General features: G+C 55.0%; 24 protein-coding genes. 17 read left to right on the top strand and 7 right to left on the bottom strand.

The features are described from left to right. The first annotated feature begins 24 nt into the window (after positions 1-24). On the top strand, positions 25-669 hold the full coding sequence (locus tag ASD8599_RS18170; RefSeq protein WP_108829849.1) for an LON peptidase substrate-binding domain-containing protein: 645 nt from the start codon (positions 25-27) through the stop codon (positions 667-669). After that, the gene (locus ASD8599_RS18165) at positions 666-857 is read left to right on the top strand and encodes a Trm112 family protein (RefSeq protein WP_108829848.1); all 192 of its coding nucleotides are present in this window, start codon (positions 666-668) and stop codon (positions 855-857) included. Before ASD8599_RS18170 ends, ASD8599_RS18165 begins: the two co-directional genes overlap by 4 nt. A gap of 11 nt (positions 858-868) precedes the next feature. On the opposite strand, the gene trhA is transcribed toward ASD8599_RS18165, so the two are convergent. Beyond that, complete coding sequence (gene trhA, locus ASD8599_RS18160) at positions 869-1525, bottom strand: PAQR family membrane homeostasis protein TrhA (RefSeq protein WP_108829847.1); 657 nt, start codon at positions 1523-1525, stop codon at positions 869-871. A 107-nt stretch (positions 1526-1632) separates the two neighbouring features. Continuing rightward, on the bottom strand, positions 1633-2883 hold the full coding sequence (locus tag ASD8599_RS18155; protein ID WP_108829846.1) for a UbiH/UbiF/VisC/COQ6 family ubiquinone biosynthesis hydroxylase: 1251 nt from the start codon (positions 2881-2883) through the stop codon (positions 1633-1635). A gap of 55 nt (positions 2884-2938) precedes the next feature. On the opposite strand from ASD8599_RS18155, the gene ASD8599_RS18150 reads away from it, so the two are divergent. The 4 genes from ASD8599_RS18150 (at position 2939) to ASD8599_RS18135 (ending at position 9298) form a co-directional block, all read left to right on the top strand. After that, entirely contained in the window at positions 2939-4267 is a 1329-nt protein-coding gene (locus tag ASD8599_RS18150) for an amidase (protein WP_108829845.1), read from the top strand. Between the two features lie 184 nt (positions 4268-4451). Next, positions 4452-5654, top strand: a complete 1203-nt coding sequence (locus tag ASD8599_RS18145) for an aminotransferase class I/II-fold pyridoxal phosphate-dependent enzyme (protein ID WP_108829844.1) — start codon at positions 4452-4454, stop codon at positions 5652-5654. 5 nt (positions 5655-5659) lie between these two features. Next, complete coding sequence (locus ASD8599_RS18140; RefSeq protein WP_108829843.1) at positions 5660-8569, top strand: DNA translocase FtsK 4TM domain-containing protein; 2910 nt, start codon at positions 5660-5662, stop codon at positions 8567-8569. Positions 8570-8698: 129 nt separating this feature from the next. Then, positions 8699-9298, top strand: a complete 600-nt coding sequence (locus tag ASD8599_RS18135; protein WP_181364533.1) for a LolA family protein — start codon at positions 8699-8701, stop codon at positions 9296-9298. Between the two features lie 3 nt (positions 9299-9301). Here ASD8599_RS18135 and ASD8599_RS18130 read toward each other — a convergent pair whose 3' ends face one another. Then, positions 9302-9892 (bottom strand): transglycosylase SLT domain-containing protein, encoded by a 591-nt coding sequence (locus tag ASD8599_RS18130; protein ID WP_108829842.1) that lies wholly within the window; start codon positions 9890-9892, stop codon positions 9302-9304. An 87-nt stretch (positions 9893-9979) separates the two neighbouring features. Next, on the bottom strand, positions 9980-10861 hold the full coding sequence (locus ASD8599_RS18125) for an AEC family transporter (protein WP_108829841.1): 882 nt from the start codon (positions 10859-10861) through the stop codon (positions 9980-9982). An 85-nt stretch (positions 10862-10946) separates the two neighbouring features. Here ASD8599_RS18125 and hspQ point away from each other — a divergent pair, with 85 nt between their 5' ends. Then, positions 10947-11273: a heat shock protein HspQ gene (gene hspQ / locus ASD8599_RS18120; protein WP_108829840.1), complete on the top strand. Its 327-nt coding sequence runs from the start codon at positions 10947-10949 to the stop codon at positions 11271-11273. Between the two features lie 13 nt (positions 11274-11286). Here hspQ and ASD8599_RS18115 read toward each other — a convergent pair whose 3' ends face one another. The 3 genes from ASD8599_RS18115 to ASD8599_RS18105 all read right to left on the bottom strand — a co-directional run bounded on the left by ASD8599_RS18115 (position 11287) and on the right by ASD8599_RS18105 (position 13975). Continuing rightward, the gene (locus ASD8599_RS18115; protein WP_108829839.1) at positions 11287-12864 is read right to left on the bottom strand and encodes a gamma-glutamyltransferase family protein; all 1578 of its coding nucleotides are present in this window, start codon (positions 12862-12864) and stop codon (positions 11287-11289) included. A 296-nt stretch (positions 12865-13160) separates the two neighbouring features. Continuing rightward, entirely contained in the window at positions 13161-13610 is a 450-nt protein-coding gene (locus tag ASD8599_RS18110) for an ATP-binding protein (protein ID WP_108829838.1), read from the bottom strand. Between the two features lie 26 nt (positions 13611-13636). Next, entirely contained in the window at positions 13637-13975 is a 339-nt protein-coding gene (locus ASD8599_RS18105) for an STAS domain-containing protein (RefSeq protein WP_108829837.1), read from the bottom strand. Between the two features lie 91 nt (positions 13976-14066). Here ASD8599_RS18105 and ASD8599_RS18100 point away from each other — a divergent pair, with 91 nt between their 5' ends. From ASD8599_RS18100 to ASD8599_RS18055, 10 genes are all read left to right on the top strand, one after another. Beyond that, entirely contained in the window at positions 14067-15239 is a 1173-nt protein-coding gene (locus ASD8599_RS18100; RefSeq protein ID WP_108829836.1) for a thiolase family protein, read from the top strand. 64 nt (positions 15240-15303) lie between these two features. Continuing rightward, entirely contained in the window at positions 15304-15762 is a 459-nt protein-coding gene (locus ASD8599_RS18095; RefSeq protein WP_108829835.1) for a GAF domain-containing protein, read from the top strand. 85 nt (positions 15763-15847) lie between these two features. Further along, positions 15848-16420 carry a helix-turn-helix domain-containing protein gene (locus ASD8599_RS18090; RefSeq protein WP_108829834.1) on the top strand — a complete coding sequence of 191 codons (573 nt, stop codon included), beginning with the start codon at positions 15848-15850 and terminating at the stop codon, positions 16418-16420. Continuing rightward, complete coding sequence (locus ASD8599_RS18085; protein ID WP_108829833.1) at positions 16420-17043, top strand: LysE family translocator; 624 nt, start codon at positions 16420-16422, stop codon at positions 17041-17043. The genes ASD8599_RS18090 and ASD8599_RS18085 overlap by 1 nt, the downstream gene beginning before the upstream one ends. Then, entirely contained in the window at positions 17040-17423 is a 384-nt protein-coding gene (locus ASD8599_RS18080) for a GFA family protein (protein WP_108829832.1), read from the top strand. Before ASD8599_RS18085 ends, ASD8599_RS18080 begins: the two co-directional genes overlap by 4 nt. A gap of 3 nt (positions 17424-17426) precedes the next feature. After that, positions 17427-19874 carry a GcvT family protein gene (locus ASD8599_RS18075; protein WP_108829831.1) on the top strand — a complete coding sequence of 816 codons (2448 nt, stop codon included), beginning with the start codon at positions 17427-17429 and terminating at the stop codon, positions 19872-19874. 23 nt (positions 19875-19897) lie between these two features. Next, complete coding sequence (locus ASD8599_RS18070) at positions 19898-20836, top strand: SRPBCC family protein (protein WP_181364532.1); 939 nt, start codon at positions 19898-19900, stop codon at positions 20834-20836. Continuing rightward, positions 20833-21702: a homocysteine S-methyltransferase family protein gene (locus ASD8599_RS18065; protein ID WP_108829829.1), complete on the top strand. Its 870-nt coding sequence runs from the start codon at positions 20833-20835 to the stop codon at positions 21700-21702. The genes ASD8599_RS18070 and ASD8599_RS18065 overlap by 4 nt, the downstream gene beginning before the upstream one ends. Next, positions 21699-22685, top strand: a complete 987-nt coding sequence (locus ASD8599_RS18060; RefSeq protein WP_245926098.1) for a GlxA family transcriptional regulator — start codon at positions 21699-21701, stop codon at positions 22683-22685. The genes ASD8599_RS18065 and ASD8599_RS18060 overlap by 4 nt, the downstream gene beginning before the upstream one ends. Positions 22686-22781: 96 nt before the next feature. Beyond that, complete coding sequence (locus tag ASD8599_RS18055) at positions 22782-25241, top strand: GcvT family protein (protein WP_108829828.1); 2460 nt, start codon at positions 22782-22784, stop codon at positions 25239-25241. Positions 25242-25272 lie beyond the last annotated feature (31 nt).

Below are 25272 nucleotides of genomic sequence, written 5' to 3'. Positions count from 1 at the left end.
CCTTTGCGGGCTAGGTAGCATCACATGAAAAAGATAACTGATCTGCCGGATGTAATCCCGGTTTTCCCTTTGCCCGGTGCGCTGCTTTTGCCGCGTGCCCGGCTGCCGTTGCATCTGTTTGAACCGCGCTATCTGCAAATGTTCGACGATGCGTTGAAAACCGAGGCACGCCTGATCGGCATGGTGCAACCCAACGAGGTGCCGGGGCGCGAAGGGCCGGGGCTGCACACAATCGGGTGCGCCGGGCGGATCACGCAGTTTTCAGAAACTGAAGACAACCGCTATATGATCACTTTGGGGGGCGTATCGCGGTTCAGAGTGGTCAAAGAAATAGATGGCTTTACACCGTACCGCCGGTGCGAGGTGAATTGGGACGGCTTTGATCGTGATCTTGGCGACACAGAGGAAGACGTCGTATTTGACCGCGATCCCTTCCTGAACAAGTTGTCAAAATACTTCACAGCGCAAGGGCTGTCGGCCGACTGGGAAACCCTGCAAGATGCAGATGATGAATTGCTGATCAATTCGCTGTCCATGATGCTGGACTTTGAACCCGAAGACAAACAAGCACTGCTTGAAGCCCCAAGCCTAAGCACACGCCGCGAAACGCTTTTGACATTGATCGAATTCAATCTTGCGGGCGGCCCGGACGGAGACATGCTGCAATGAGTGACGACACAACAACAGACACAGACCGCCGCATGCTGGAAGCTTTGATTTGCCCCCGCAGCCATGAAACCTTGCGGTATGATGCGGCTGCACAAGAGCTGATTTCGGAAGGGGCCGGGCTTGCGTATCCGATCAGAAACGGGATTCCTGTGATGCTTGTGGATGAAGCGCGGGTGCTAGATAGCTAAGATTGCGGGCGTCAGGGCAGCATCACGGCTTGGGCATAAGCGATGCCTGCGAAAAAGCACGCAGATGCGACCAGAACAAAGCCGTGCCAGATGGCATTGGAAAACCGCAAGCCTTCCCATTTGTAAAAAATCGTGCCTACCGAATAGGTCAGGCCGCCGATGGTCACAAGCCAGATGGTGGGTGTGGGCAAATAGGTGATGACGGGTTTCGCCAAACTGACGCTAAGCCACCCCATGCCAAGATACAGCAACAAAGACCCCGGTCCGGGGCTTTGCCAGAAGAACATCTTTCGGGCTGCCCCGTACAAACCGATGCTCCATACCACAGCCAACACAACATAACTGAAGGGTGTGTTGATTAAAGCGACAAGCGGGGTGTAGGTGGCGGCGATTTTCAGGAAGATAGCAGCATGATCCAGACGACGGCGGGCAGGTCGTACGGTTTCGTTCGGTGCAAAGTGATATGCCGCTGAAGCTGCAAAGCTGAACACCATAATCGCGCCGTAAAGCAATGTGGCAGGCAGGTGAAAGCCCGGCAAAGTGGATGCCAAGACCAGATACACGGCCGCAAATGCGGAGGCGGCAATAGCCACACCATGCACAAGGGCGTCAGCGCGCCGTTCAAAGGGACTATAGGTCGGGTAGTGATCTGCGGAACTTTGAGCCATGTCGCAGATTTGGTTGCCGCTTGGTCAATAGGCAAGCCGAACGTCGCGGAAAGCAAAATCCGCGCGTCCTGCCTTTGACCCAAGTTCTTCGCCTAGGGGCGCCGCGTTTACTGCATCAACTTTGGCAAATCGCCTGTAAGACCAGCGGCTTCGCGAATGAACCCGCGACGCAGGCCAGGCATGGCGTTGATCAAACCCATACCCAGATCACGGCCAATGCGCAGCAATGGGTTATCGTTGGAAAACAATTTGTTAAACGCATCCGTCGCCATGGCAAGGGCTGCGTTGTCGAATCGGCGCCATTCTTCGTACCGTTTGAGAACCTGAATAGACCCGATGTCTTCGCCGCGCTGCTTTGCTTCGGTTAGAATTTGGGCCAAGGCCGCGATGTCGCGCATACCGGCGTTCAGTCCTTGACCGGCAATTGGATGGACGCCGTGGGCCGCATCGCCCACCAGCGCCACGCGGTCAGCGACAAGGTTTTGCGCCAAAGTCAGGTTCAGAGGATATGTGAACCGTTCGCCTTCCAACGCAATCTCGCCCAGAAAATCGCCAAAGCGTGGGCGCAACATGTCAAGATATGCCGCTTCGGGCAGGGCGTTGAAGGCTTGCGCGTTCTCATCTGTTTCGGACCACACAATCGAACTGCGATTGCCGGGCAAGGGTAAAATTGCCAACGGCCCGGCAGGCATGAAAAATTGATGCGCAACACCGTGGTGCGGTTTTTCGTGTTGGATGGCGCAGACCAATGCCGTTTGCGCATATCCCCACCCAACGCGCTTGATGCCTGCGCGTTCGCATGTGCCGCTGCTGCGCCCATCACATCCGATAAGGGCTTTGGCGGTGAGTGTCTTTCCTGTGCTAAGCGACACAGAAACGCCGCTCGGTTGGGCAGATTGTCCGGTGACGGTTGTGTCCGGCAGGTGCGTTACAAGGGGATTTGACGCGATTGCATCTAACAGAACTGGTCGCAAATGACGGTCTTGCACCATATAGCCCATGGGCCCTTCTTCGATTTCGGCGTGGTCGAAGTGCATGAAAAACGGTGAGGGCCCTTCGCCGGCACGGCCGTCGGTGACTGTGATTTCCAACATGGGTTGGGCGTTGTCCGCAAGGGCATCCCAAAGCCCCAAACGCGCCAAAAGCCGCTGAGAAGTCAGTGCCACGGCATAGGATTTACCGTTAAACCCCTCATCCTTGAAGATTTTCGTTTTCTGGGCATCGATCACGGTGGATGTGATTCCTGATTGCGCCAAGGCCAAAGCCAGTATTGGCCCGTTCAACCCGCCGCCTACGATGGCGATTTCTGTTTCTTGTGTCATGCTGTTGATATGGGCTGCGTGTCGGGGATTGTCCATGTGCGCAAGCGTCGCTACCGTTTGGTGGAAATCGACAATATGGAGAGACGGCGCAATGCAGACATGGTTGAAGATGACCGCCAGTGATTTGGGACGTGGCATTGGTGCTGGTACGATCGATCCGGTTGCGTTGGTTCAAACCTATCTGGAGGCCATTGACGCACATCCTTTGCACGACCGGATTTATGCACGCGTCACCCGCGACCGTGCTTTGGCAGAAGCCCGTGCGGCCGCGACGCGTGCGAAAGCGGGTCAGCGATTGTCTTTGTTGGATGGTGTGCCGATCAGCTGGAAGGATCTGTTTGATACAGCAGGGACAGGGACCGAGGCTGGGTCCGAATTGTTATCAGGTCGCGTGCCGGACCAAGATGCGGTTGTATTGGCAAATGCGACCGCTATGGGTTTGGTTTGCTTGGGAAAAACCCACATGAGTGAGCTGGCATTTTCTGGGTTGGGCTACAATCCTTCCACGGCCACGCCGCCATGTGTGAATGATGCGGATGCGGTGCCGGGGGGGTCGTCATCGGGGGCCGCGGCCTCTGTGGCCTTTGATTTGGCGCCAGCGGCAATCGGGTCTGACACGGGTGGCTCTGTGCGTATTCCTGCGGCATGGAATGATCTTGTTGGTTTGAAAACCACAGCGGGGCGATTGACCCTTGAGGGTGTCGTTCCATTGGCGTTGAAATTCGACACCATAGGCCCGCTGACCCGTTCGGTCGAAGATGCGGCGCAGCTTTTGGGCTTGTTGGAAGGTGCCGCGGTTGCGGATTTGCGTGGCGCATCCTTGGACGGGCGGCGGTTTGCGATTTTGCGCACTTCGATGCTGGATGGTACGCGTGCCCAGCCTTTGGCCGCATTCGAAGCCGCAGTTGACCGGCTTGTCGCTGCGGGTGCTGTCGTTGAACATATTGATGTCCCTGAAGTGCAAGAGGCCGTTGATCTGGCCGCACTTTTGATCACATCAGAAGCATATGGCCTTTGGAAAGACGTTATCGAGGCCAACCCGGACGCAATGTACGATGAGATCTTGGCGCGTTTTCGCCTTGGTGCAGCGCATGGCGCCGCGGACTACGTGGCGGGATGGGCCAAATTGGACGCATTGCGTGCAGCATACGATGCTGCCACCGCAGGCTTTGATGCTGTGCTTGGCCCGTCGTCTGCGATTATGCCGCCCAATCTGGATCGATTGAACAGCGAAGAAGACTATTACGTGTCCGAAAACCTTCTGGCTTTGCGCAACACCCGTGTGGGTAACATGCTGGGCTTGTGTGGTTTGACCTTGCCCACGGGTGTGCCAAGCTGCGGCATCATGTTTTTATGCGCCCCGGATCTGGAAGAGCATTTGTTGCGTGTTGGTGCGGCTGCAGAAGCCGCTTTGATCTGATCGAAAAGGGGCTCTGCCCCCGGCCTGCGGCCTCCCCCGAGGTTTATTTTGCGAGATGAAGCGCGGGATCGACTCAAAAGCCACAATTGTTTTGGGTTCGGGTTGTTTTTCTGGACGAAACAGGACCGCTTGCGTAAGTTGGGGGAAACGGGACGCTAATGATCCCGATCCTGAGGCAGTTTTGATGAAGTTTCCCGAGCGGTTTTCGAACCTTCCGGCTTATGCGTTTCCACGTTTGCGTGCGCTTTTAGATGTGCATCCTGCGGGCGGTGACGTAGTGCATATGACCATTGGTGAACCCAAGCACGTTTTCCCGGCGTGGGTTACAGATGTGATTTCCGAACATGCCGCGGGCTTTAACCGTTACCCGCCCAATGAAGGTGCGCCCGAATTGCGAAGGGCTTTTTCCGATTGGGCGAACCGCCGCTATAGTTTGTCGCTTGATCCGGACGTCAATGTAATGCCGTTGAACGGCACACGCGAAGGGCTGTATAACGCGCCCATGGCGTTGTGCCCCGAAACCAAGAATGGCCAGCGCCCTACAGTTTTGATGCCGAACCCGTTTTATCAGGTTTACATGTTGGCCAGCATTTCCTCGGGTGCAGAACCTGTGTTTGTTGCGGCTACGGCAGACACCAACCACTTGCCCGATTATGCCGCGCAGCCGGAAGACGTTTTGCAACGTTGTGTGGGAGTGTACATTTGTTCCCCCGCCAATCCGCAAGGCGCTGTAGCAGATCGTGCCTATTGGACTGACCTGCTGGCCTTGGCAGAAAAGTACGATTTCCGCATTTTTGCAGACGAATGTTACTCCGAGATCTACCGCGATGCCCCCCCTGTTGGTGCTTTGCAAGTTGCGCACGAAATTGGCGCCGACCCAGAGCGGGTTGTGGCGTTTCATTCCTTGTCCAAACGGTCCAATTTGCCGGGCTTGCGGTCCGGTTTTGTAACTGGCGGACCGAAGACTATGGATGAAATTCGTCAATTGCGCACCTACGCAGGGTCGCCTTTGCCGTTGCCTTTGCAGATGGCTGCAGCAGCCGTTTGGGCGGATGAAACGCATGTGAATGAGAACCGCGCTTTGTATGCGGAAAAATACGCGATTGCGGATCGCATCCTTGGCAATGTGCCCGGATACTCCAGTCCGGAGGCCGGTTTTTTCCTATGGTTGAAAGTTGAAGACGGCGAAGCGGCAGCATTGAAATTGTGGAAAGAGACGGGCGTTCGTGTGCTTCCGGGGGCCTATTTGGCACAGGATGTGGACGGCAAGAACCCGGGACATGAATACATCAGGGTCGCCATGGTGGCCCCAAAAGCGGAAATGACGCGCGGGTTGGAAGCCATTCGCGACTGTCTTTATCCAGCTCAGAACGACGAGGCGAGGTAGGTAAAATGGCATATCAAACACGTGGGCGTGACCCGTTGCTGGACAGCAATATGCAGGCAGCGATTGAGAAACGCAGCAAAGAGTTGATTGGTATCTCGTTGATTGTACTTGGCCTTTTGTGTGCGGCTATGATTGGCAGCTATTCGCCGGACGATCCCAATTGGTTGGTCTCTACGGATGCACAAGTGCAAAACTGGCTGGGTCGGTCCGGGGCGTCATTGGCGGCACCATTGATGATGGTTGTGGGACTTGGGGCTTGGGCGATTGCGATTGTCTTATTGACCTGGGGCGTGCGTTTTTTGCTTCATTGGGGCACAGACCGTGCACTGGGCCGTTTGATTTTTGCACCTATCGGTATCGCTTTGCTTGCGATCTATGCTGAGACCCTGCAGCCAGGGGCCGCATGGTCACAAACGCATAGTTTCGGTCTTGGTGGTATGTTCGGTTACACCGTCATGGGCTTTTCGCTGACGGTTCTACCTATCGGATCCGCCTTTGCGCTTAAGCTGATGTCCTTGCTGATGTTCGTGGCTGTCATCGCCATGAGCGCTTTTGTGTTGGGCTTCACACGCCCCGAAATCCACCGCGTCGGACGGTTTTTGCTGCTGGGCGTTGTGATTTTGTATGCAGGCTTGATGACGCTGTTGGGCAAAGGCGCCAGCAATGCAGTCCACGCTGCCCGCGAGATGCAAACACGCGCAGCTGAACGCAAGGAGCGCCAACGGGCAGAAGCCGCAGAGGCAGCGGCCTATGCCCATGCCGAAGCCAGTATTCCGGCACCTGACTATGCCGTTGAAGCAACTCCGGTCGCAGATGCGCCTGATTACGATATGGCCCCGGCAGAACCCAAAGCCGGTTTGTTGTCGCGGATGCCTTCGCTGATCAAACGCGCCGATCCGGTTCCTGACGCGATGCCGGAACCAGAATTGATCGAGACATATTCGGATGTGGAACTGGACCATGCCCCAAGTGATGACCGCATCAAGGCGAAAATCTCGGATGTGATCAAGTCGCGGGTACGTCAAACGCCGTCTTTGCAAGTCAGCTCTGTGGCCCCTTTGACCAAAGGGCGTGGCCGTGGGCCTGATCCTTTGGTGCTGAACTCAGAGCCAACGCCCGTCGAATTGCCGCCTGAACCGCCCTTGATGGCTTCGCCTGCTGCAGTACGCGCGGAACCGCCGCTTGTTGCCCCACGCGCTGATGTTGTGGCCCCGCCTGTGACGGCTGCACCTGAACCGGTCGCAGAACCTTTGCCACTGCAAGATGTCGCCCAACCGGCACCTGCTATCCCTGTGGCAACGCCCCGCGCCGTCGTGGAACAACCTGTGCGCAAGCCGGTGCAACCATCGACGCGCGCCAAAGCCGAAGCCCAACCGCAGCTTTCTTTTGAAGACACACACCCGGGATTTGAACTGCCCCCGCTGTCGTTGTTGGAAAGTCCGGATGTCGTGCAGCGTCACCATCTAAGCGATGAGGCGTTGGAAGAAAACGCGCGCATGTTGGAAAACGTGTTGGATGATTATGGCGTCAAAGGCGAAATCGTTGCTGTGCGCCCCGGTCCCGTTGTCACCATGTATGAACTGGAACCTGCCCCCGGTTTGAAGGCCAGCCGTGTCATCGGGCTGGCGGACGATATTGCGCGATCCATGGCCGCCTTGTCTGCGCGTGTGTCGACCGTTCCGGGCCGTTCTGTTATTGGCATCGAATTGCCAAACGAGAACCGCGAAAAAGTAGTTTTGCGGGAAATCCTTTCGGCTCGTGATTTTGGCGACAGCAATATGAAGTTGCCTTTGGCTTTGGGTAAAGACATCGGCGGCGATTCAGTTGTCGCCAACCTTGCCAAAATGCCCCACTTGTTGATTGCGGGGACGACAGGGTCCGGTAAGTCGGTCGCCATCAACACCATGATCCTGTCGTTGCTTTACAAGCTGACGCCGGAAGAATGCCGTTTGATTATGATTGACCCCAAGATGCTGGAACTGTCTGTCTATGACGGGATTCCGCACCTGCTGTCCCCTGTTGTGACCGATCCCAAAAAGGCGGTTGTGGCCCTTAAGTGGACCGTGGGCGAAATGGAAGAACGCTATCGCAAGATGTCCAAAATGGGCGTGCGCAACATCGACGGCTATAACGGACGCGTCAAAGAGGCGTTGTCCAAAGGCGAGATGTTCAGTCGCACAGTGCAAACCGGATTTGACGATGACACGGGCGAGCCTGTGTTTGAGACCGAGGAAATCACACCCGTTGCATTGCCCTATATCGTGGTGATTGTCGACGAGATGGCCGACCTGATGATGGTTGCGGGTAAAGAGATTGAAGCCTGCATTCAGCGCCTTGCGCAGATGGCGCGGGCGTCAGGCATCCACCTGATTATGGCGACGCAGCGGCCTTCGGTCGATGTGATCACCGGCACGATCAAGGCGAACTTCCCGACGCGGATTTCGTTCCAGGTAACGTCGAAAATCGATTCACGCACGATCCTTGGTGAAATGGGTGCCGAACAGCTTTTGGGTATGGGCGACATGCTTTACATGGCGGGCGGTGCAAAGATTACGCGCTGTCACGGGCCGTTTGTGTCCGATGAAGAAGTCGAAGAAATTGTGAACCACCTGAAAGCCTTTGGTGCGCCTGACTATGTGTCGGGCGTGGTTGAAGGGCCGGACGAAGACAAGGAAAGCAACATCGATCAGGTGCTTGGCCTTGGCGGCAACACAGACGGGGCAGACGCGCTTTATGATCAGGCCGTTGGCGTGGTGATCAAAGATCGCAAATGTTCGACCAGCTACATTCAACGCAAATTGGCGATTGGTTATAACAAAGCCGCGCGACTGGTTGAGCAAATGGAAGACGAGGGACTTGTCTCGGCGGCGAACCACGTGGGCAAACGCGAGATTCTGGTGCCCGAGCAGCAATAAGCATCTTTGCGGAACACTCAATCAATGCGCACTAACCGGCTGGTTTGGTGCGCATTTTTCTTTTGCTATCGTATAACATCGCGGGTCTGCCTATATCGGATACGAGGCAAGACAAAAGTGAGCAACGATATGAGTTTCCATTTTAAAGCAGTGATGATCGCGGGTTTCGCAAGCATGGCCACAATGGCCAGCGCCGACAAAATTCCGTTGGATACGATTTCGCAATACCTGAATGGGTTGAAAACGACTCAGGGCGATTTCACACAGATCAACGATGATGGATCCGTCAGTACGGGCAAAATCTACATCAAACGGCCCGGTCGTATGCGGTTTGAGTACAACGCCCCGGACAGCGCGATTGTGATTGCGGGATCGGGTGCTGTGGTTGTGGACGACAAGAAATCAAACCAGCCTCCCGAAACATATCCGCTGAAACGCACGCCGCTTTCGATCATTTTGGCGCGAAATGTGAACTTGGGGCAAGCGCGAATGGTGACGGGCCACAGCTTTGATGGCACGGCGACGGTGGTGACCGCGCAGGACCCGGACAACCCCGAGTACGGCAATATCCAGATGAAATTCACCGCGGACCCCGTGCAGCTGCGCCAATGGGTGATCAACGATGGATCGGGCAGTGCAACGACAGTTGTTCTGGGCGCAATGAAGGTGGGTGGAAATCTGCCCAACCGCCTGTTTGATACAGGGTCGCCCGGGCAGAAACTGGATTAAGTGTCAGCGGCGCACGCGGCAGGTCGCCAGTTGTTGACGGTAAATATCTGACCGTGCGCCGACTTCGCCAGACACGCGCAGCAGCCATGATTTTTTGTTATAGCTGCCACGCGCATACCCTGTATGGCCTTCGTGATAAGCCAGATATTGGTTGCGAGCGTCGCTAAGGCTGATGCCATTGCGGTCGCGGGTGGTGTTCATGTACCAGCCCATGAAGTCGCTTGCGTCTTTGATGCGTGTGCGCTTTGCGCCAAAGCGACCTTGGTCCTGTTGGTATTCTTTCCATGTTCCATCAAGGGCTTGGGAATACCCAAGTGCGCTGGACAAACGACCCATCGGGATTACGCCTGCCGCATAGCGAAACGGCGGGCGTGCATTGGAAACGAATTTGCTTTCTTGGTAAATGGTCGCCATCTGGACGTGCACAGGCACACCCCATTTGCGTTCTGCTGATTTGAACGCGCTAAGATATCCGGGGCGCTGTTTTAGAATGGAACATGCGTTATCAAGTTCCTTGGGGGCTTTGCCTGACCCACCACTGGAACATGACGCAAGGGCCAAAACCAACATTATCGCGCCAAGAGTTCTGCTCATCTGCCTCTTGCCTCATTTTTTGATCGCCTTTTCGGCGTTATTGCTTCGTATACTACCTGCTTTTTGCGCAGTTTGAAATCACGTTTTCTACAGAACAAGCGCCAAAATAAGCGGCAGTGCGCCGACAGACATCACCGTCGACACCACGACAAGGCCGGCAACAGCATCTGCGTCCGCGCCATACTTTTCAGCCAGCAAATAGGACGTGACAGCCACCGGCGTTGCGATTTGCAAAACCAAAACTCCAAATGCTACGGGCTCAAGATCGAAAAACAGCCCCGTTAACCATGCCACGCCAGTGCAAACGACAAGTTTGAACAGTGAAAGTGCAATCGCCCGCAGGAAACTTTGTGGTGTAAGCCGCGCGACAGCCACCCCAAGCGTGATCAGCATCAAAGGAATCGCCATTTGTCCGATAAGCGACAATGTGTTTGTTAAAAATAGGGGTGTCTGCCAGCCCATCCACAGAAATACAGCGCCTAGAAGCGTCGCGCCAACCATGGGTTCTGAAACCACTTTCCCCAAAGCGCCACGTCCGGACACCAGCCAAATTCCAAAGGTAAAAGATCCGACCGCCATGATTGCGAAGACAACGATGGCATTGCTTAAGCCTACATCACCAAAGGCAAATAACGCCAAAGGCAGCCCAAGGTTGCCGGTATTTCCAAAAATTAGCGGTGCCAGATATGTGCTGCGGTCCAGTCGCAACGCCAAAATTGTGCCCCACGTCAAAAGCGTGACACCCGCGTATGCCACCAATGTGGCCAGCGACAATTGAGTGATTGCAGACGGGTCCATTTTGGTTTGCATCAATGACACAAAGATCAAACATGGCACTGCCAAGGTCATAGCCAAGCGTGTCACGAATTGGATGCGATATTCGAAGCCCAATTTGACCCAAGTAAAGCCGATGCCTGCCAGCAAGAAAACCGGGGCCACAATTTCAAGGACGGTCAAGGCAAGGGTCAACAGTCTGTTTCCTTTTGTAGGATCGGTAAAATTGGACAAAGCCCTCTTGCAACGTCTACTAACGGGCGGTAGGGGCTGCAATGTTATGATGAAAACACTCGCGAAATATCACTTGGGGCAAGTTGTCCGTCACAAGAAACACCCCTTCCGGGGGGTTATTTTCGACGTGGACCCCGAGTTTTCCAATACAGATGAATGGTATGAGGCGATCCCAGAGGACAGCCGCCCCATCAAAGACCAGCCTTATTATCATTTGCTGGCGGAAAATGACCAAAGTTACTATGTGGCCTATGTTTCCGAGCAAAACCTAATAGCGGACTACTCTGGTGAGCCGGTCGATCATCCTGATATTCCAGACCTTTTCGGTCCTTTTCAGGATGGAACCTACCCACTGCATTTTCAGCTGAATTGATGGAACGCCGGGGTCAATACCCCAGCGCAATTCCGTCCTTACGCGCGTCACTTGCCCCTTCAAACACCCCGTCTTCGCGCATTCGAATAGCTTGTGCGCCGCCAATGGCTGTATCGGGAATGCTGACAGAATGCCCTAAATCACTTAGTTCTTGGCGCACTGCATCACTGTAACCACGCTCGACTTTCAGCGTACCTGCGTCGCTGAATGCGCGTGGCGCATCAATGGCGCTTTGTAAGTCCATGCCGAAATCCACGATATTTGACGTGAACCGCGCATGTCCGTTGGGTTGGTACGCTCCGCCCATGACCCCGAACGGAACTGTTGGCTTGCCGTTTTCGCGGATCATACCGGGAATGATCGTATGCATCGGGCGCTTCCCGCCAAGCAGTTCGTTGGGATGGTCTTTTTCCAAAGTGAAGCCTGCACCGCGGTTTTGCATCAAAATACCGAATTTGTCCGACGCAATGCCCGACCCGAAACCGTGGAAAATGGAATAGATCAGGGAAACGGCCATTCCATCGCGATCAACGACCGTAATGTAAATCGTATCTTTGTGAACGGCTTCTGTAAGTGGCGCCTCTGCTTTGATCGCACATTTCGGATCAATCAAAGCTGCCAGTTTTGCCGCTGTTTCAGGCGACGTCATAACATCAGCCCGTGTCGAAAAATCTGCATCGGCAACAATGCGATTGCGCACGTCATAGGCCAGCTTCGCAGCTTCCGCTTCGATGTGAACGCGCGTAGCACTGACTGGATCCATACCCGCAATGTCGAAATGTGACAGAATGTTCAGCATCAACAAGGCCGTTGTACCATGTGTGTTGGGGGGATGCTCTACCACTTCGATATCTTTGTATGGCCCAGCAACCGGTGTGGTGTGTGTGCAGGCAGCTTTGGCAAAATCGTCTGCGGTGTGCATGCCACCCATCGCATTCAAGGTGGCGATCATGTCATCTGCAATTTCGCCACTGTAAAAGGCATCGCGGCCATGTTTTGCAATGCGTCGCAACACTTCGGCTTGTCCGGGGGCCGCAAACATTTGTCCGACTCGCGGGGCTTTGCCACCAAACAGATACATATCACGCGCCGAGCCTTGCAGTGTTTCGGCGTCATTGGCCCAATCAAATGCGACACGCGGTGCAACGGGAATTCCGTGATCTGCATAGTGGATGGCTGGCGCCAACACCTTATCCAACCCTATGTTCCCGACGGTTTCCGACAAATGACAAAAGGCATCAATTGCGCCGGGAACCGTAACCGCATGCGCACTGCGCAAAGGGACTGTTGCTTCCCCCTGCTGGCGCAAAAGTTCAGCGTCAAGGCCCGAAGGTGCGCGTCCCGAACCGTTCAAAGCGTGGATTTCATCTGACCCGGCAGGAGAATAAAGAACAAAGCAGTCACCACCGATGCCTGTCATTTGTGGTTCGCAGAAACCCAATAACACCGCCCCGGCTATTGCTGCGTCCATCGCATTTCCACCTTGTTGCAATATGTCGATCGCTGTTTGAGCAGCCAAAGGGTGCGATGTTGCGCACATTCCATTGCTTGCGAAAACGGGGGAACGGCCAGGAAGGTGAAAGTCGCGCATGGAGAAGCCTTTGTGATTGGTTCTGGGCGAACCTAATCTTTACAGCCCGAATGTCCATGCATCCAAGCGCACACATGATGGATGCACTGGGTCGTAAAGGTCTGCTGGGGAAGTAGTTCCTCGGCACCGCGCACTGGGTGGGGGCTATCAAACGCGGCGCCGAGGGAAGCCATATGCAGCTACATGAACAGGTATGACGTGAAAAAGGGGCGGAAATGTGAACTTGCTGTGGTGCTTTTGGGAAGTATTCCCGACGGCGTGAATTTTGCAGGCAAACTGTGCCTAAGACCGGTTTTTCAAGCGCCGCGAACGTTCAAGCGCAGACGCAGATGGTTGCTGTTGCCTTGTCGTGCGTAGTCGATGTCTTTGGCGAGGTCTTTGATCAAAAACCAGCCAAAACCACCTTCGGGCATGTCCTGCATTGGAACATTCAGGTCGACCTTGGACCCAATAGGGGTTTCACCACTTGGCATTGGCAAACCTTGATCACAAATTTCAAAGTGGAGGCCGTCCCGCTTGTGGCTGCACGAAATGTCAATCGCTCCACCTTCGGACGATGGCGGATATCCATGTTCCACCACGTTGTTCAACGCTTCGGCCAGAACCAGTTCGATTGTTCCGGCTTCTTCGACGTCCAGATGCAGCGGTTCCAGTTGCGTCAGTAACTTTTCCAACGCAGACCGAACAGCAAGTTGACCGCTTTGTACGGAAACTTGGAATTTAGGTAGAAAGTGGGTCACAATCATACCTCCCTCTCCTTCAATGTTCTGTATCAAGACCGCAGGCCTTCGACGGCCCCGTCCAAAGTATCAAACAGGCTAAAAACTGAATCCATGCGTGTCAGGCGGAATACTTTATCTACAGTTGGTGTCAGCCCTGCCAAAGCCAACTTTCGATCCTGACCTAGGTTCTTCATGGATGCAACAATCGCCCCTAAACCACTGGAATCGATGAATTGTACCTTGCTAAGGTCCAAGATAACGACGGCCGGGCCGTCTTCCGTTTGTGTTCGCATTGCATCTTTGAATTCAATTGCTACTGCCGCATCGATGCGTGTGTCGTTCACCGAAACAATTCGGAAAGACTCTTCTGTTTTGCTTGATAGTTCCATGAATTTTTGACCGCCGTCCTAAGAGTTGTTGCCATACTTAGGATGAAAGTCTTACCAATCCGTAATTGCTTTCCAAAAAAGGAACCTGATGATGAAAGATGTTGTGATTGCCGGTGCAGCACGTACCGCGATGGGAGGATTCCAAGGGGCTTTCACGTCTCAAACTGCATCAGAGCTTGGCGGGTCCGCGATCAAGGCAGCTTTGCAAGGTGCAGGCGCGCGCGTTGTGGACGAAGTCCTAATGGGGTGCGTATTGCCTGCAGGGCAAGGGCAAGCACCTGCGCGACAAGCCGGATTTCATGCCGGATTGGGCGAAGAAGTACCCGCCACCACATTGAACAAAATGTGTGGTTCCGGAATGAAAGCCGCTATGATTGCGTTTGACCAAATCGCGCTGGGACAATCTGATGTTGTCGTGGCAGGTGGTATGGAAAGCATGACCAACGCGCCTTACTTGATGGACAAAATGCGTGGTGGCGCACGGTTGGGGCATGCAAAAGTTGTGGACCACATGTTCCTGGACGGCTTGGAGGACGCATACGATAAAGGCCGCCTCATGGGGACGTTTGCAGAGGATTGCGCCGAAACCTTCCAGTTTACACGCAGTGTGCAAGACGACTATGCGCTGACGTCCTTGTCGCGTGCGAAGGCTGCACAAGACAGCGGTGCGTTTGATACGGAAATTGCGCCGTTTGAGGTTGCGACCCGTAAAGGTAGTGTTTCCATTGCAACTGACGAACAACCGGGAAACGCCCGGCCTGAAAAGATCCCTCAGTTGAAGCCTGCGTTTCGGGAAGGTGGCACCGTAACAGCTGCGAATTCGTCATCGATTTCAGATGGGGCAGCGGCACTGGTTTTGGCATCATCAGATGCGGCGAAGAGCCAAAACCTGTCTGTACGCGCCATCATCAAAGGACACGCCAGCCATGCACAAGCTCCGGGCTTGTTTACCACGGCACCTGTGCCCGCCGCGCAAAAATTACTCGCGCACCTTGGGTGGCAAAAGGAAGATGTCGATCTTTGGGAAGTGAACGAAGCATTTGCGGTTGTGCCGTTGGCTTTCATGCACGAAATGGGACTAAGCCACGACATTGTAAACGTGAATGGCGGCGCTTGCGCGTTGGGTCATCCTATCGGCGCATCTGGAGCACGAATTATGGTGACACTGCTGAATGCGCTGGAAACACGCGGCCTGAAGCGCGGAATTGCCGCAATTTGCATCGGAGGGGGCGAAGGCACCGCAATCGCAATCGAACGGCCCTAGCCATTCATTCTTTTCGCCAAAAATATCCCGGGGGCTTGGGGGCAGAGCCCCCAATAGGAAAAACATGACTGTTGACTACGAAACATTGGCTAAAACTATTGCCGCGCTGACGGAAAACGAAACGGATGCTGTGGCGCTGATGGCGACAATTGCGTGCGAAGTGCATCACAGCGACGACAGATTTGACTGGACAGGGTTTTACCGTGTCGTTGCACCTGAGGTGATGAAAATCGGTCCCTATCAAGGGGGGCATGGGTGTTTGGTGATTCCCTTCGCACGGGGCGTTTGCGGGGCTGCGGCGCGAACGGGACAGGTCCAGTTGGTCGCGGATGTAGACCAGTTTGAAGGTCATATTGCCTGCGCCAGCTCTACCAGATCTGAACTTGTTTTGCCTGTTTGGGGGGCAAACGGTACACTTTTGGGCGTATTTGACATCGATAGCGACCAAGCGGACGCATTTACGCAAGTGGATGCAGACGCTTTGGGTGGCATATTGAACGACTGTTTCAAAAACGCGATTTAGCGATGCCGTGAAAAAGAAGCTTGATTTTTCATTGGGTCATATGCAACGTGAAATTCGGATATAAATTTTCACGAGACCAAGTGGCATGCTTCAAACCAACCCCTCTTCTCCGGACACTTTGGGGGCAGATTTGCGGGCACTGCGGAAATCGCGCGGGCTGACGCTTATGGATATGGCCGACGGACTGGGACGGTCCGTGGGGTGGCTTAGCCAAGTTGAACGTGATCTGTCCGAGCCTTCTATTTCAGATTTGCGCGAAATTGCAGCATTGCTGTCTGTGCCGATCTCGATGCTGTTCCGGCACGAAGCGGCGCCGGCGCACGAAGCGGGTTATGTAGTGCGGCAAGGTACGCGGCGACCAATGGGGTCGCACACTGCAGGGCTGGTAGAAGAGCTGTTGTCGCCCGATCTGACCGATGACTTTGAAATGGTGCATTCCACGTTTGAGCCGCACAGCGACATCGGCGCACCCGTAACGCGCCCGACACAAGAAGTGGGATACCTGATCTCTGGCCGTCTTGATTTGGAAATCGGGGGCAAACCTTTCCATATTCATCCCGGCGACAGCTTCCGCATCAAAGGCGAACCGTTTCGCTGGATGAACCCTTATGATGCTCCGGCCGTTGCGGTTTGGGTCATCGCGCCACCGGTGTATTGATGTCGTTTGAAGGCTGGATCATATTCGCGCTGTTTTGGGCCGTCTTTGTGACAACACCGGGGCCAAATGCGGTGAACTGCATTTCAAATGGCATGAACCTCGGGTTCAAGCGCAGCCTTGTCGGCGTCTTTGCGATCTTGACCCAAGCCTCCCTTTTTCTGGCGCTTAGTGCGGCTGGTATCACAGCGTTGATCGCGGCTTCACCCACTGGCTTTTTCATTGCGAAGTTGATCGGCGCGGGGTTCTTGATCTTCCTTGGTGTGCGCGGTTGGCTGCTTGCTGCCAAACCCGCACCGACGGTGCCGCGCAAACCGGGTTCAATCTATTTAAACGCTTTGGCCATCGCCACGATCAACCCGAAATCGGTCGCTGGATACCTCGCTGCGTTCTCGCAATTTGTGCAGCCCGACGTGCCGATCGGCGCACAAATGTGGGTGATTGTGCCGACGGCCCTGACGCTGACGGCGCTAAGCTACGTCACATATACGGCGCTGGGCGCAGGCTTGGGGCGTGCGGCTTTGGGCGCCGTGTTCAATATATGGGTGCGCCGTGGCATGGCGGTGTGTTTTGTCATTTACGGCGTGCTTTTGGGTGCCGCCACAACACCAGTGAGGGCAGGATGAAAAAGGGCAGTTGTTTGTGCGGTGGCGTGCAATATGAATTGCAAGGTGATCTGCGAAATTCCGTAGCGTGCCACTGTGTGCAATGCCGCAAGACCAGCGGGCATTATGTTTCGGCTACACAAGTGGGCCCCGAACAGCTGACCATCACCAAAGACGAGACGCTTAGCTGGTATCAATCATCACCACAGGCGCAGCGCGGGTTTTGCAATCAATGCGGGTCATCGCTGTTTTGGAGGCACGAGGCCGACAATGGCGCAGTGTCTGTCATGTCTGGAACGCTAGACGGCGCAACAGGAATAACAACCGAAAAACACATCTTCGTCGCGGACAAAGGTGACTATTACAATATCGCGGACGATGTGCCGCAAAGGGAGCAATAAAAGATGAGTGATTTTCCAACAACGGCCCGTGTGGTCATCATCGGCGGTGGTGTGGTCGGTACATCCACTTTGTACCATCTGGCAAAAGCGGGCTGGAAAGATTGCGTTCTTTTGGAAAAGAACGAACTGACGGCGGGCTCTACATGGCACGCCGCGGGCAACGTGCCAAACTTTGCCGGGTCTTGGGCCGTTATGAACATGCAGCGCTACGGGGCCACGATGTACCGGACGCTGGGCGACGATGTTGACTACCCTATGAACTACCATGTGACGGGAGCGATCCGGTTGGCGCACTCCAAAGAGCGTATGCAGGAATTTGAAAAAGTGGCTGGCATGGGCCGCTACCAAGGTTTGCAAATGGATATTTGCACCCCTGCAGAGCTGAAGGAATTGAACCCTTTCATGGAAACCCATGATCTGGAGGGCGGTCTTTGGGATCCACTGGACGGCGACATTGATCCGGCACAGTTGACCCAAGCTTTGGCCAAGGGCGCACGTGACGCCGGTGGTCGGATTGAACGCTTTTGTCCTGTCACTGGCATCGACCGCGATGGCGACGAATGGATCGTGAAGACCGAAAAAGGCGATATTCGCTGCGAAAAAGTCGTCAACTGTGCAGGCTATTACGCGCAGCGGGTGGGCGAAATGTTCAAGCCATTTGGGGGCCGCACAGTCCCCATGGTTGTGATGTCGCACCAGTATTTCCTGACAGAACCGGTCGCTGAGCTTGAAGCATGGACCAAGGAAAATGGCCGCAAAATGCCGATGATCCGCGACGTGGACAGCAGCTATTATCTGCGTCAGGAAAAGAACGGTCTGAACCTTGGCCCGTACGAGCGCAACTGCAAGGCCCATTGGGTCACGCCTGAAGACCCCATGCCGGAAGACTTCAGTTTCCAGCTTTATCCTGACGATCTGGAACGGCTGGAATGGTACATTGAAGACGCCATGGAACGTCTGCCTTTGCTGGGCACGGCAGGTGTTGGCCGCAACATCAACGGCCCGATCCCTTATGCCCCCGATGGCTTGCCGATGATTGGCCCGATGCCGGGTGTGAAAAACGCCTATGAAGGCCACAGTTTTACCTTTGGCATCGCCCAAGGCGGCGGCGCGGGCAAGGTGCTGTCGGAATGGATCATGCACAATGAGACCGAATTGGACATGTGGGCTGTCGATCCGCGTCGTTACACCGATTACACCGACCACGATCACTGCCTGTCGAAGGCGCTTGAAACCTACGGCCACGAATACGCCATGCATTTCCCGCACCACGAATGGCCTGCAGGGCGCGACAAGAAGCTATCGCCGATTGACGCCAAAATCCGTGCGCAAGGCGGGCAGATGGGGGCCTACAACGGCTGGGAGCGGGCCAACTGGTTTGCAAAGGATGGCGACGACACCTCCGAGGAAAGCACGCAAACTTGGGGCCGCGAGGGGCCCTGGAAAATCCGCGTGCAGGAAGAGGTCGAAGCGGTCCGTGATGGCGTGGGCGTATTGGATTTGCCCGGTTTCTCGCGCTTCAAGCTGAAAGGTGAAGGCGCGGCAGAGTATCTGCGTACCAAGATCGCAGGGGCTTTGCCAAAAGCGGGCCGCATGACGCTGGGCTACTTTCCCGACAGCCGCGGGCGTATCCTGACGGAAATGTCGATCATGCGGCACGGCGATGACGACTTTACCCTGATCACCGCCGCAACCGCGCAGTGGCACGACTTTGACGTGTTGAACAACGACCTGCCTGCGGGTCTAAGCCTGACGGATCACACAACGGAATACTCGACATTGATCGTCACGGGTTTGAAAGCCCGTGAAGCGTTCGAGGCGATGGGCACCGATGCAGATTTGGCGTCTACTTGGTTGTCCATTCAAAAGGCGACCGTCGCAGGCACCGATTGCATGTTGGCGCGTGTGTCCTTTGCGGGGGAACTAGGTTGGGAAATCCATGCCCTGAACGCGGATATCCCTGCGTTGTATGACGCGGTTCTGGCGGCAGGTGCTACGCCTTTCGGCATGTATGCGCTGAACTCGATGCGCATCGAAAAAGGCTACCGAGCGTGGAAGGGCGATTTGTCCACGGACTACAGCCTGCTCGAGGGTGGATTGGAACGCTTTGTGCGCCTGAACAAGGAACAGGATTTCCCGGGCAAAGCTGCGTTGCAGGCTGAAAAGCAGGCAGGGTCCAAGAAGATGTTTGTGACGCTGACAGTGGACGCGCCATATGCGGATGCGCCCTACATGTCGACGATCTGGAATGGTGACGAGGTGGTTGGGGAAACCACGTCAGGCGATTGGGGGTTCCGGATCAACAAATCCGTGGCTCTGGGTGTGGTTAAAGCCGAACTGGCCGAACCGGGCACAGAGCTTGAGGTGGAAATCTTTGGGTCACGCTGCAAGGCAGTTGTGCAGCCTGATCAGCCACTTTGGGACCCCGAAAACGACCGCATACGCGCATGATCGGATGGGTCCAAAAGCAAAGCATGGCCGTCAGGTTGTGCTTTGCCTTTGCCTATTGCGGTATGTTCTACGCGGTGTTGATCGTGGTGCAGGGGGCCACGTTTGTTACAGCGGTGACCTTGGTGATGCTGACGGTGTTCCCTTTCCTTTATGGTACTGCAGTCAGTTTGGTTCTGGACCCACGCAACCAAAGCGGGTTGGCGCGCATTCTGGGATTGGGGTTGATCCCTATTGCTTTGCTATGTGTGGCGTTGCTGATTGCGCAGCTTGAAACGCTGATTTGTGTGGTCATTCTGGCGCCTGTCTTCATTGGCTTGATGATGCTGGGGCAGTTCGTGATGCGGGCTGCTTTGCGTCGTGCGTTGGTGGCATCTGACAGCGCGACGTTGCATGTGTCGGTTCTGCTGTTGCCGCTGCTGGCCGTGCCTGTTTTTGGGCAAATCACCTTCCCCGAAGCGCAGATGCAGGTGGTGACGGAAATTCAAATCGCGGCGCCTGTGGAAACGGTTTGGGCCCACACCTACGAAATCGAAGCGATCACGGACCAAGAACGTATCTGGACTTTCTCGCACAACATTATTGGCACGCCACGGCCAATCAATGCCGTTGTGGATGGCAGGATCCGGCAACTGCGTTGGTCCGGGGGTATGCGGTTTCAGGAACATCTGACCGGGATCACGCAGCACAAAAGCCTGACATGGGATTTTGTGTTCAACGAAAAATCCACGATGTATGCCATGGATCCACATGTAGACCCGCAAGGGGATTTGGTGAATTTGCACTCAGGGTCCTACGAATTGACGGCATTGCCAAATGGCGACACGCTTTTGACGCTACAGACCAACTATTCCGTGACGACCCCGCTAAATGGCTACTTGTCCCTTTGGGGCGAAGTGTTTTTACAGGATTTCCACCGCTCTGTGCTGAGCGTGATCAAAATGCGAAGCGAGGCGGCGAAATGACGATAACTCTTTTAGATGGCGGGATGGGGCAGGAACTGATCAGGCGCAGCACCGACGCACCGACGCCACTGTGGTCGACGCAGGTGATGATCGATAGGCCCGGTTTGGTGGCAGAGGTGCATCGTGATTTTGCAGATGCAGGTGCAGACATTACGACGACAAACACCTACGCAATCTTGCGTGACCGCCTTGTGGGCACACCGCACGAGGGGCGGTTTGAAGAACTGTACAAAATGGCCATTCAGGAGGCAAAAGACAGCGGGGCCAAACGTATCGCGGGGTCCATGGGGCCGATAGGGGCGTCATACCGCCCCGATTTGCATCCTGCCGATAATGTGGCCGCAAGCATCTATAATGAGATTGCCGATATTCTGGCCCCCGAATGTGATCTGTTGATCGGTGAAACGATTTCGTCTGTTGCACATGCGCGCAGCATTCTGAAAGCCGCTTTGCGGACCGATGTTCCAGTGTGGCTTGCGATGACGGTAGACGACAGTGATGGCACAAAGCTGCGTTCCGGTGAACCACTGGCAGATGCGATGGCGGTCGCCCAACAAGGTGCAACGGCGATTTTGGTGAATTGCTCAACACCCGAAGTGATCCCGGCGGCAATGGACGTGCTGTCCCATGGCACATTGCCATTCGGCGCCTACGCCAATGGCTTTAAGAAAATTTCGGATGGATTTTTGAAAACGAAGCCTACTGTCGACGCGTTGACAGCGCGGCGCGATCTTGGTCCAGAAGCCTACGCTGACCATGCCGCGATTTGGGTTGCAAAAGGGGCCACGTTGGTCGGGGGCTGCTGCGAGGTCGGACCGGCACATATCGCGGAATTGTCGAAACGTTTCAAAGGTCTTCCTGCGTGACAAAGCCCGCACCCATCGTCACTAAAGCGACGCCATGGTGCGTGGATATCATCCTTGCGGAAGGCTTTGTGCTGGTGGAGTTGTCCGGCGTTGTGGAAGTTTTGCGTATGGCAAACCGGATCAATCCGGGCGCATTGTTCACGTGGCGATTTTTATCGCGCCATGGGGGGTACGTGGCGTCGCGGTCCGGTCTGGGTACACAAACCGAAGCGATCACACATCGCTCTGAGGCAGAATATCTGTTTGTGATTGGCAATTCGAATGCCGATGCGCCAGAGCTGTCGCTTGGGCCTATCATTGCGGCCTACACGTATCGCAAAGCGAAGGTGGTGCTGATGTCCGAGGCCGCAAGCCGGTACATATCGGAACATCCCACGGGGTCTGCGGCACACACCACGCATTGGGAAAACCGTGCGGTTCTACACGAACGGGGCGATCCAAGCGGCGAAGGCACCTATGCCTTGGCTGTGGATGACGGACGGATCGTGACCTGTGCCGGAATGGGGGCTGCGGTGGATTTGACGTTAAGCCTGGTGGGCAACCACATGTCTGCGGCGGGTGTAATGACGGTTGCCGATATTTTATTGCACGAAAAGATACGCGATTTCAAAACGCTACAACCGTTCGGGGGCAAACGACTGACAATTACGGGCGACCGCGAACTGGACCAGTGCATCGAATTGATGCAGGCACATATGGAAGAACCGCTGCCTATTGCCGAATTGGTGGCACGTGTCGGATTGTCGTCGCGGTCTTTGGAGCGCCGCTTTCACCGTCGCTTGAATACGACACCAAACACCTACTACCGAGAATTGCGTTTGAACTGGGCCAATAACCTGTTGCTGAATACCACGATGACCATCCGGGAAATCGGGCTGGCTTGCGGATTTCCGAACGGGTTCTCAAGTTTGTACCGCAGTTTCTTCGGAGTGACGCCAACAGCCATACGCCAGAAAAAACAGGCTGCGGGCCATGTGAGGTAATTACACCAAAATCGTCATAAGTGACGCTTTTGATAGGCTTGGTGCGCTGTAACTGTGCCACACGCGAAAAAGATACTCTTTCAAAGGTCAAAACCCATGTCTGCATCCAAATCTGAACTGCCCGAAAAAGCCCGTGTCGTCATTGTTGGCGGTGGTGTGATTGGGTGTTCCGTGGCCTACCATCTGACCAAATTGGGGTGGAACGACGTTGTGCTGTTGGAACGCAAGCAATTGACGTCTGGCACAACGTGGCATGCCGCGGGTCTTATCGCGCAGCTGCGCGCGACGGCGAATATGACCAAATTGGCAAAATACTCTCAAGAATTGTACGGCACACTCGAAGAAGAAACAGGCGTGGCCACGGGGTTCAAACGCGTTGGGTCTATTACGGTTGCTTTGACAGAAGAACGGCGCGAAGAAATTTACCGCCAAGCCGGCATGGCACGCGCCTTTGGTGTTGAGGTTGAAGAAATTTCGAACGAGCGTGTGCAAGAACTGTACCCGCATATCAACCTTGAAGGCATCAAAGGCGCGGTCTACCTGCCGCTGGATGGCCAGGGCGATCCAGCCAACATCGCGCTGGCTTTGGCCAAAGGGGCCCGTCAGCGGGGCGGGCTGGTTAAAGAACGCGTTGCGGTCACAAACATCACCAAAGAAGGTCGCCGTGCGACGGGAGTGGATTGGGAAGACAGCGACGGAAACACCGGTCATATCGCAGCCGACATGGTTGTGAACTGCGGTGGCATGTGGGGCCATGAAGTGGGGCGCATGGCTGGCGTGAACGTGCCGTTGCAGGCCTGTGAACACTTCTACATCGTCACCGAAGCCATCGACGGGCTAACGCAATTGCCGGTGCTGCGGGTGCCGGATGAATGTGCCTACTACAAAGAAGATGCGGGTAAAATGCTGCTGGGCGCGTTTGAACCGAACGCGAAACCTTGGGCCGTTGACGGTATCCCGAAGGACTTCGAATTCGATCAGTTGCCTGAAGACTTTGATCACTTTGAACCGATCTTGGAAGCCGCTGTTGAGCGCATGCCAATGTTGGCCGAAGCGGGCATTCACACGTTCTTTAACGGGCCTGAAAGCTTCACACCTGACGATGCCTATCACCTTGGCCTTGCACCTGAGATGGACAACGTCTGGGTCGCGGCGGGCTTTAATTCCATCGGTATTCAATCTGCTGGCGGCGCGGGTATGGCCTTGGCTGCGTGGATGGACACAGGCGAGAAGCCCTTCGATTTGGGGGACGTCGACATCAGCCGTATGCAGCCGTTTCAGGGAAACAAGCGCTACCTTGAAGCGCGATCCAAAGAAACGCTGGGTCTTCTATACGCCGACCACTTCCCGTTCCGCCAAAAGGCGACTGCGCGTGGCGTGCGGCGCACTCCGTTCCACACACATTTGCTGGACCGCGGGGCTGTCATGGGTGAACTGGCGGGCTGGGAACGCGCAAACTGGTTTGCCAACGACGGCCAAGAACCAAAATATGAATACAGCTGGCAGCGTCAAAACTTCTTTGACAACGTCGCGCAAGAACACATGGCTGTGCGCCAGAATGTGGGCATGTACGACATGTCGTCGTTTGGAAAAATCCGCGTCGAGGGACCGGATGCCTTGGCCTTTATGAGCTATATTGGTGGCGGCGATTACGATGTGCCTGTGGGCAAAATCGTGTATACACAATTCCTGAATTCCACGGCTGGCATCGAAGCGGATGTGACGGTCACCCGCATCGAAGAAAACTGCTATCTGGTTGTCACACCAGCTGCGACGCGGCTGGCAGACCAAACCTGGATGCGCCGCAATCAGGGCAACTTTAGTGTGGTCATCACCGACGTTACAGCAGGTGAAGGTGTGCTGGCCATTATGGGACCCCGATCGCGCGAACTGTTGCAGGCAGTGTCCCCTAACGACTTTTCAAACGATGTGAATCCCTTTGGCACAGCACAAGAGATCGAAATCGGTATGGGGTTGGCGCGTGTGCACCGCGTCACCTACGTGGGTGAATTGGGTTGGGAGGTTTACGTGCCTTCCGACATGTGTGGTCATGTCTTTGAAACGTTGGCGGACGCGGGATCCGGTTTCGATATGCGCCTGTGCGGTATGCATATGATGGACACATGCCGCATGGAAAAAGGGTTCCGCCATTTCGGGCATGACATTACATCCGAGGATCACGTGCTGGAAGCGGGTTTGGGTTTTGCTGTGAAAACCGACAAGCCTGACTTTATCGGGCGAGATGCGGTTTTGAAAAAGCGTGAAACCGGTTTGGAACAGCGTCTGGTACAATTCAAACTGACAGATCCGGAGCCGCTTTTGTATCACAACGAACCAATCCTGCGGAATGGCGAATATGTCGGATATTTGTCTTCGGGCGGATATGGGCACCATCTGGGTGCTGCCATCGGGATGGGCTATGTGCCGTGCAAAGGCGAAAGCGTGGCGCAGTTGCTGGACAGCACATTCGAGATCGACATCATGGGTGTGAAGGTGAAAGCTGAGGCGCAGTTGAAGCCGTTTTACGATCCGAAATCAGAGCGCGTCAAAGTCTGACCTTCGAGCGCGACAATAGGCAGCAATGATA

Source organism: Ascidiaceihabitans donghaensis (assembly GCF_900302465.1).
In the GTDB taxonomy this organism is placed as follows: Bacteria; Pseudomonadota; Alphaproteobacteria; order Rhodobacterales; family Rhodobacteraceae; genus Ascidiaceihabitans; species Ascidiaceihabitans donghaensis.
This window is presented reverse-complemented; position numbering and strand designations above follow the sequence as displayed.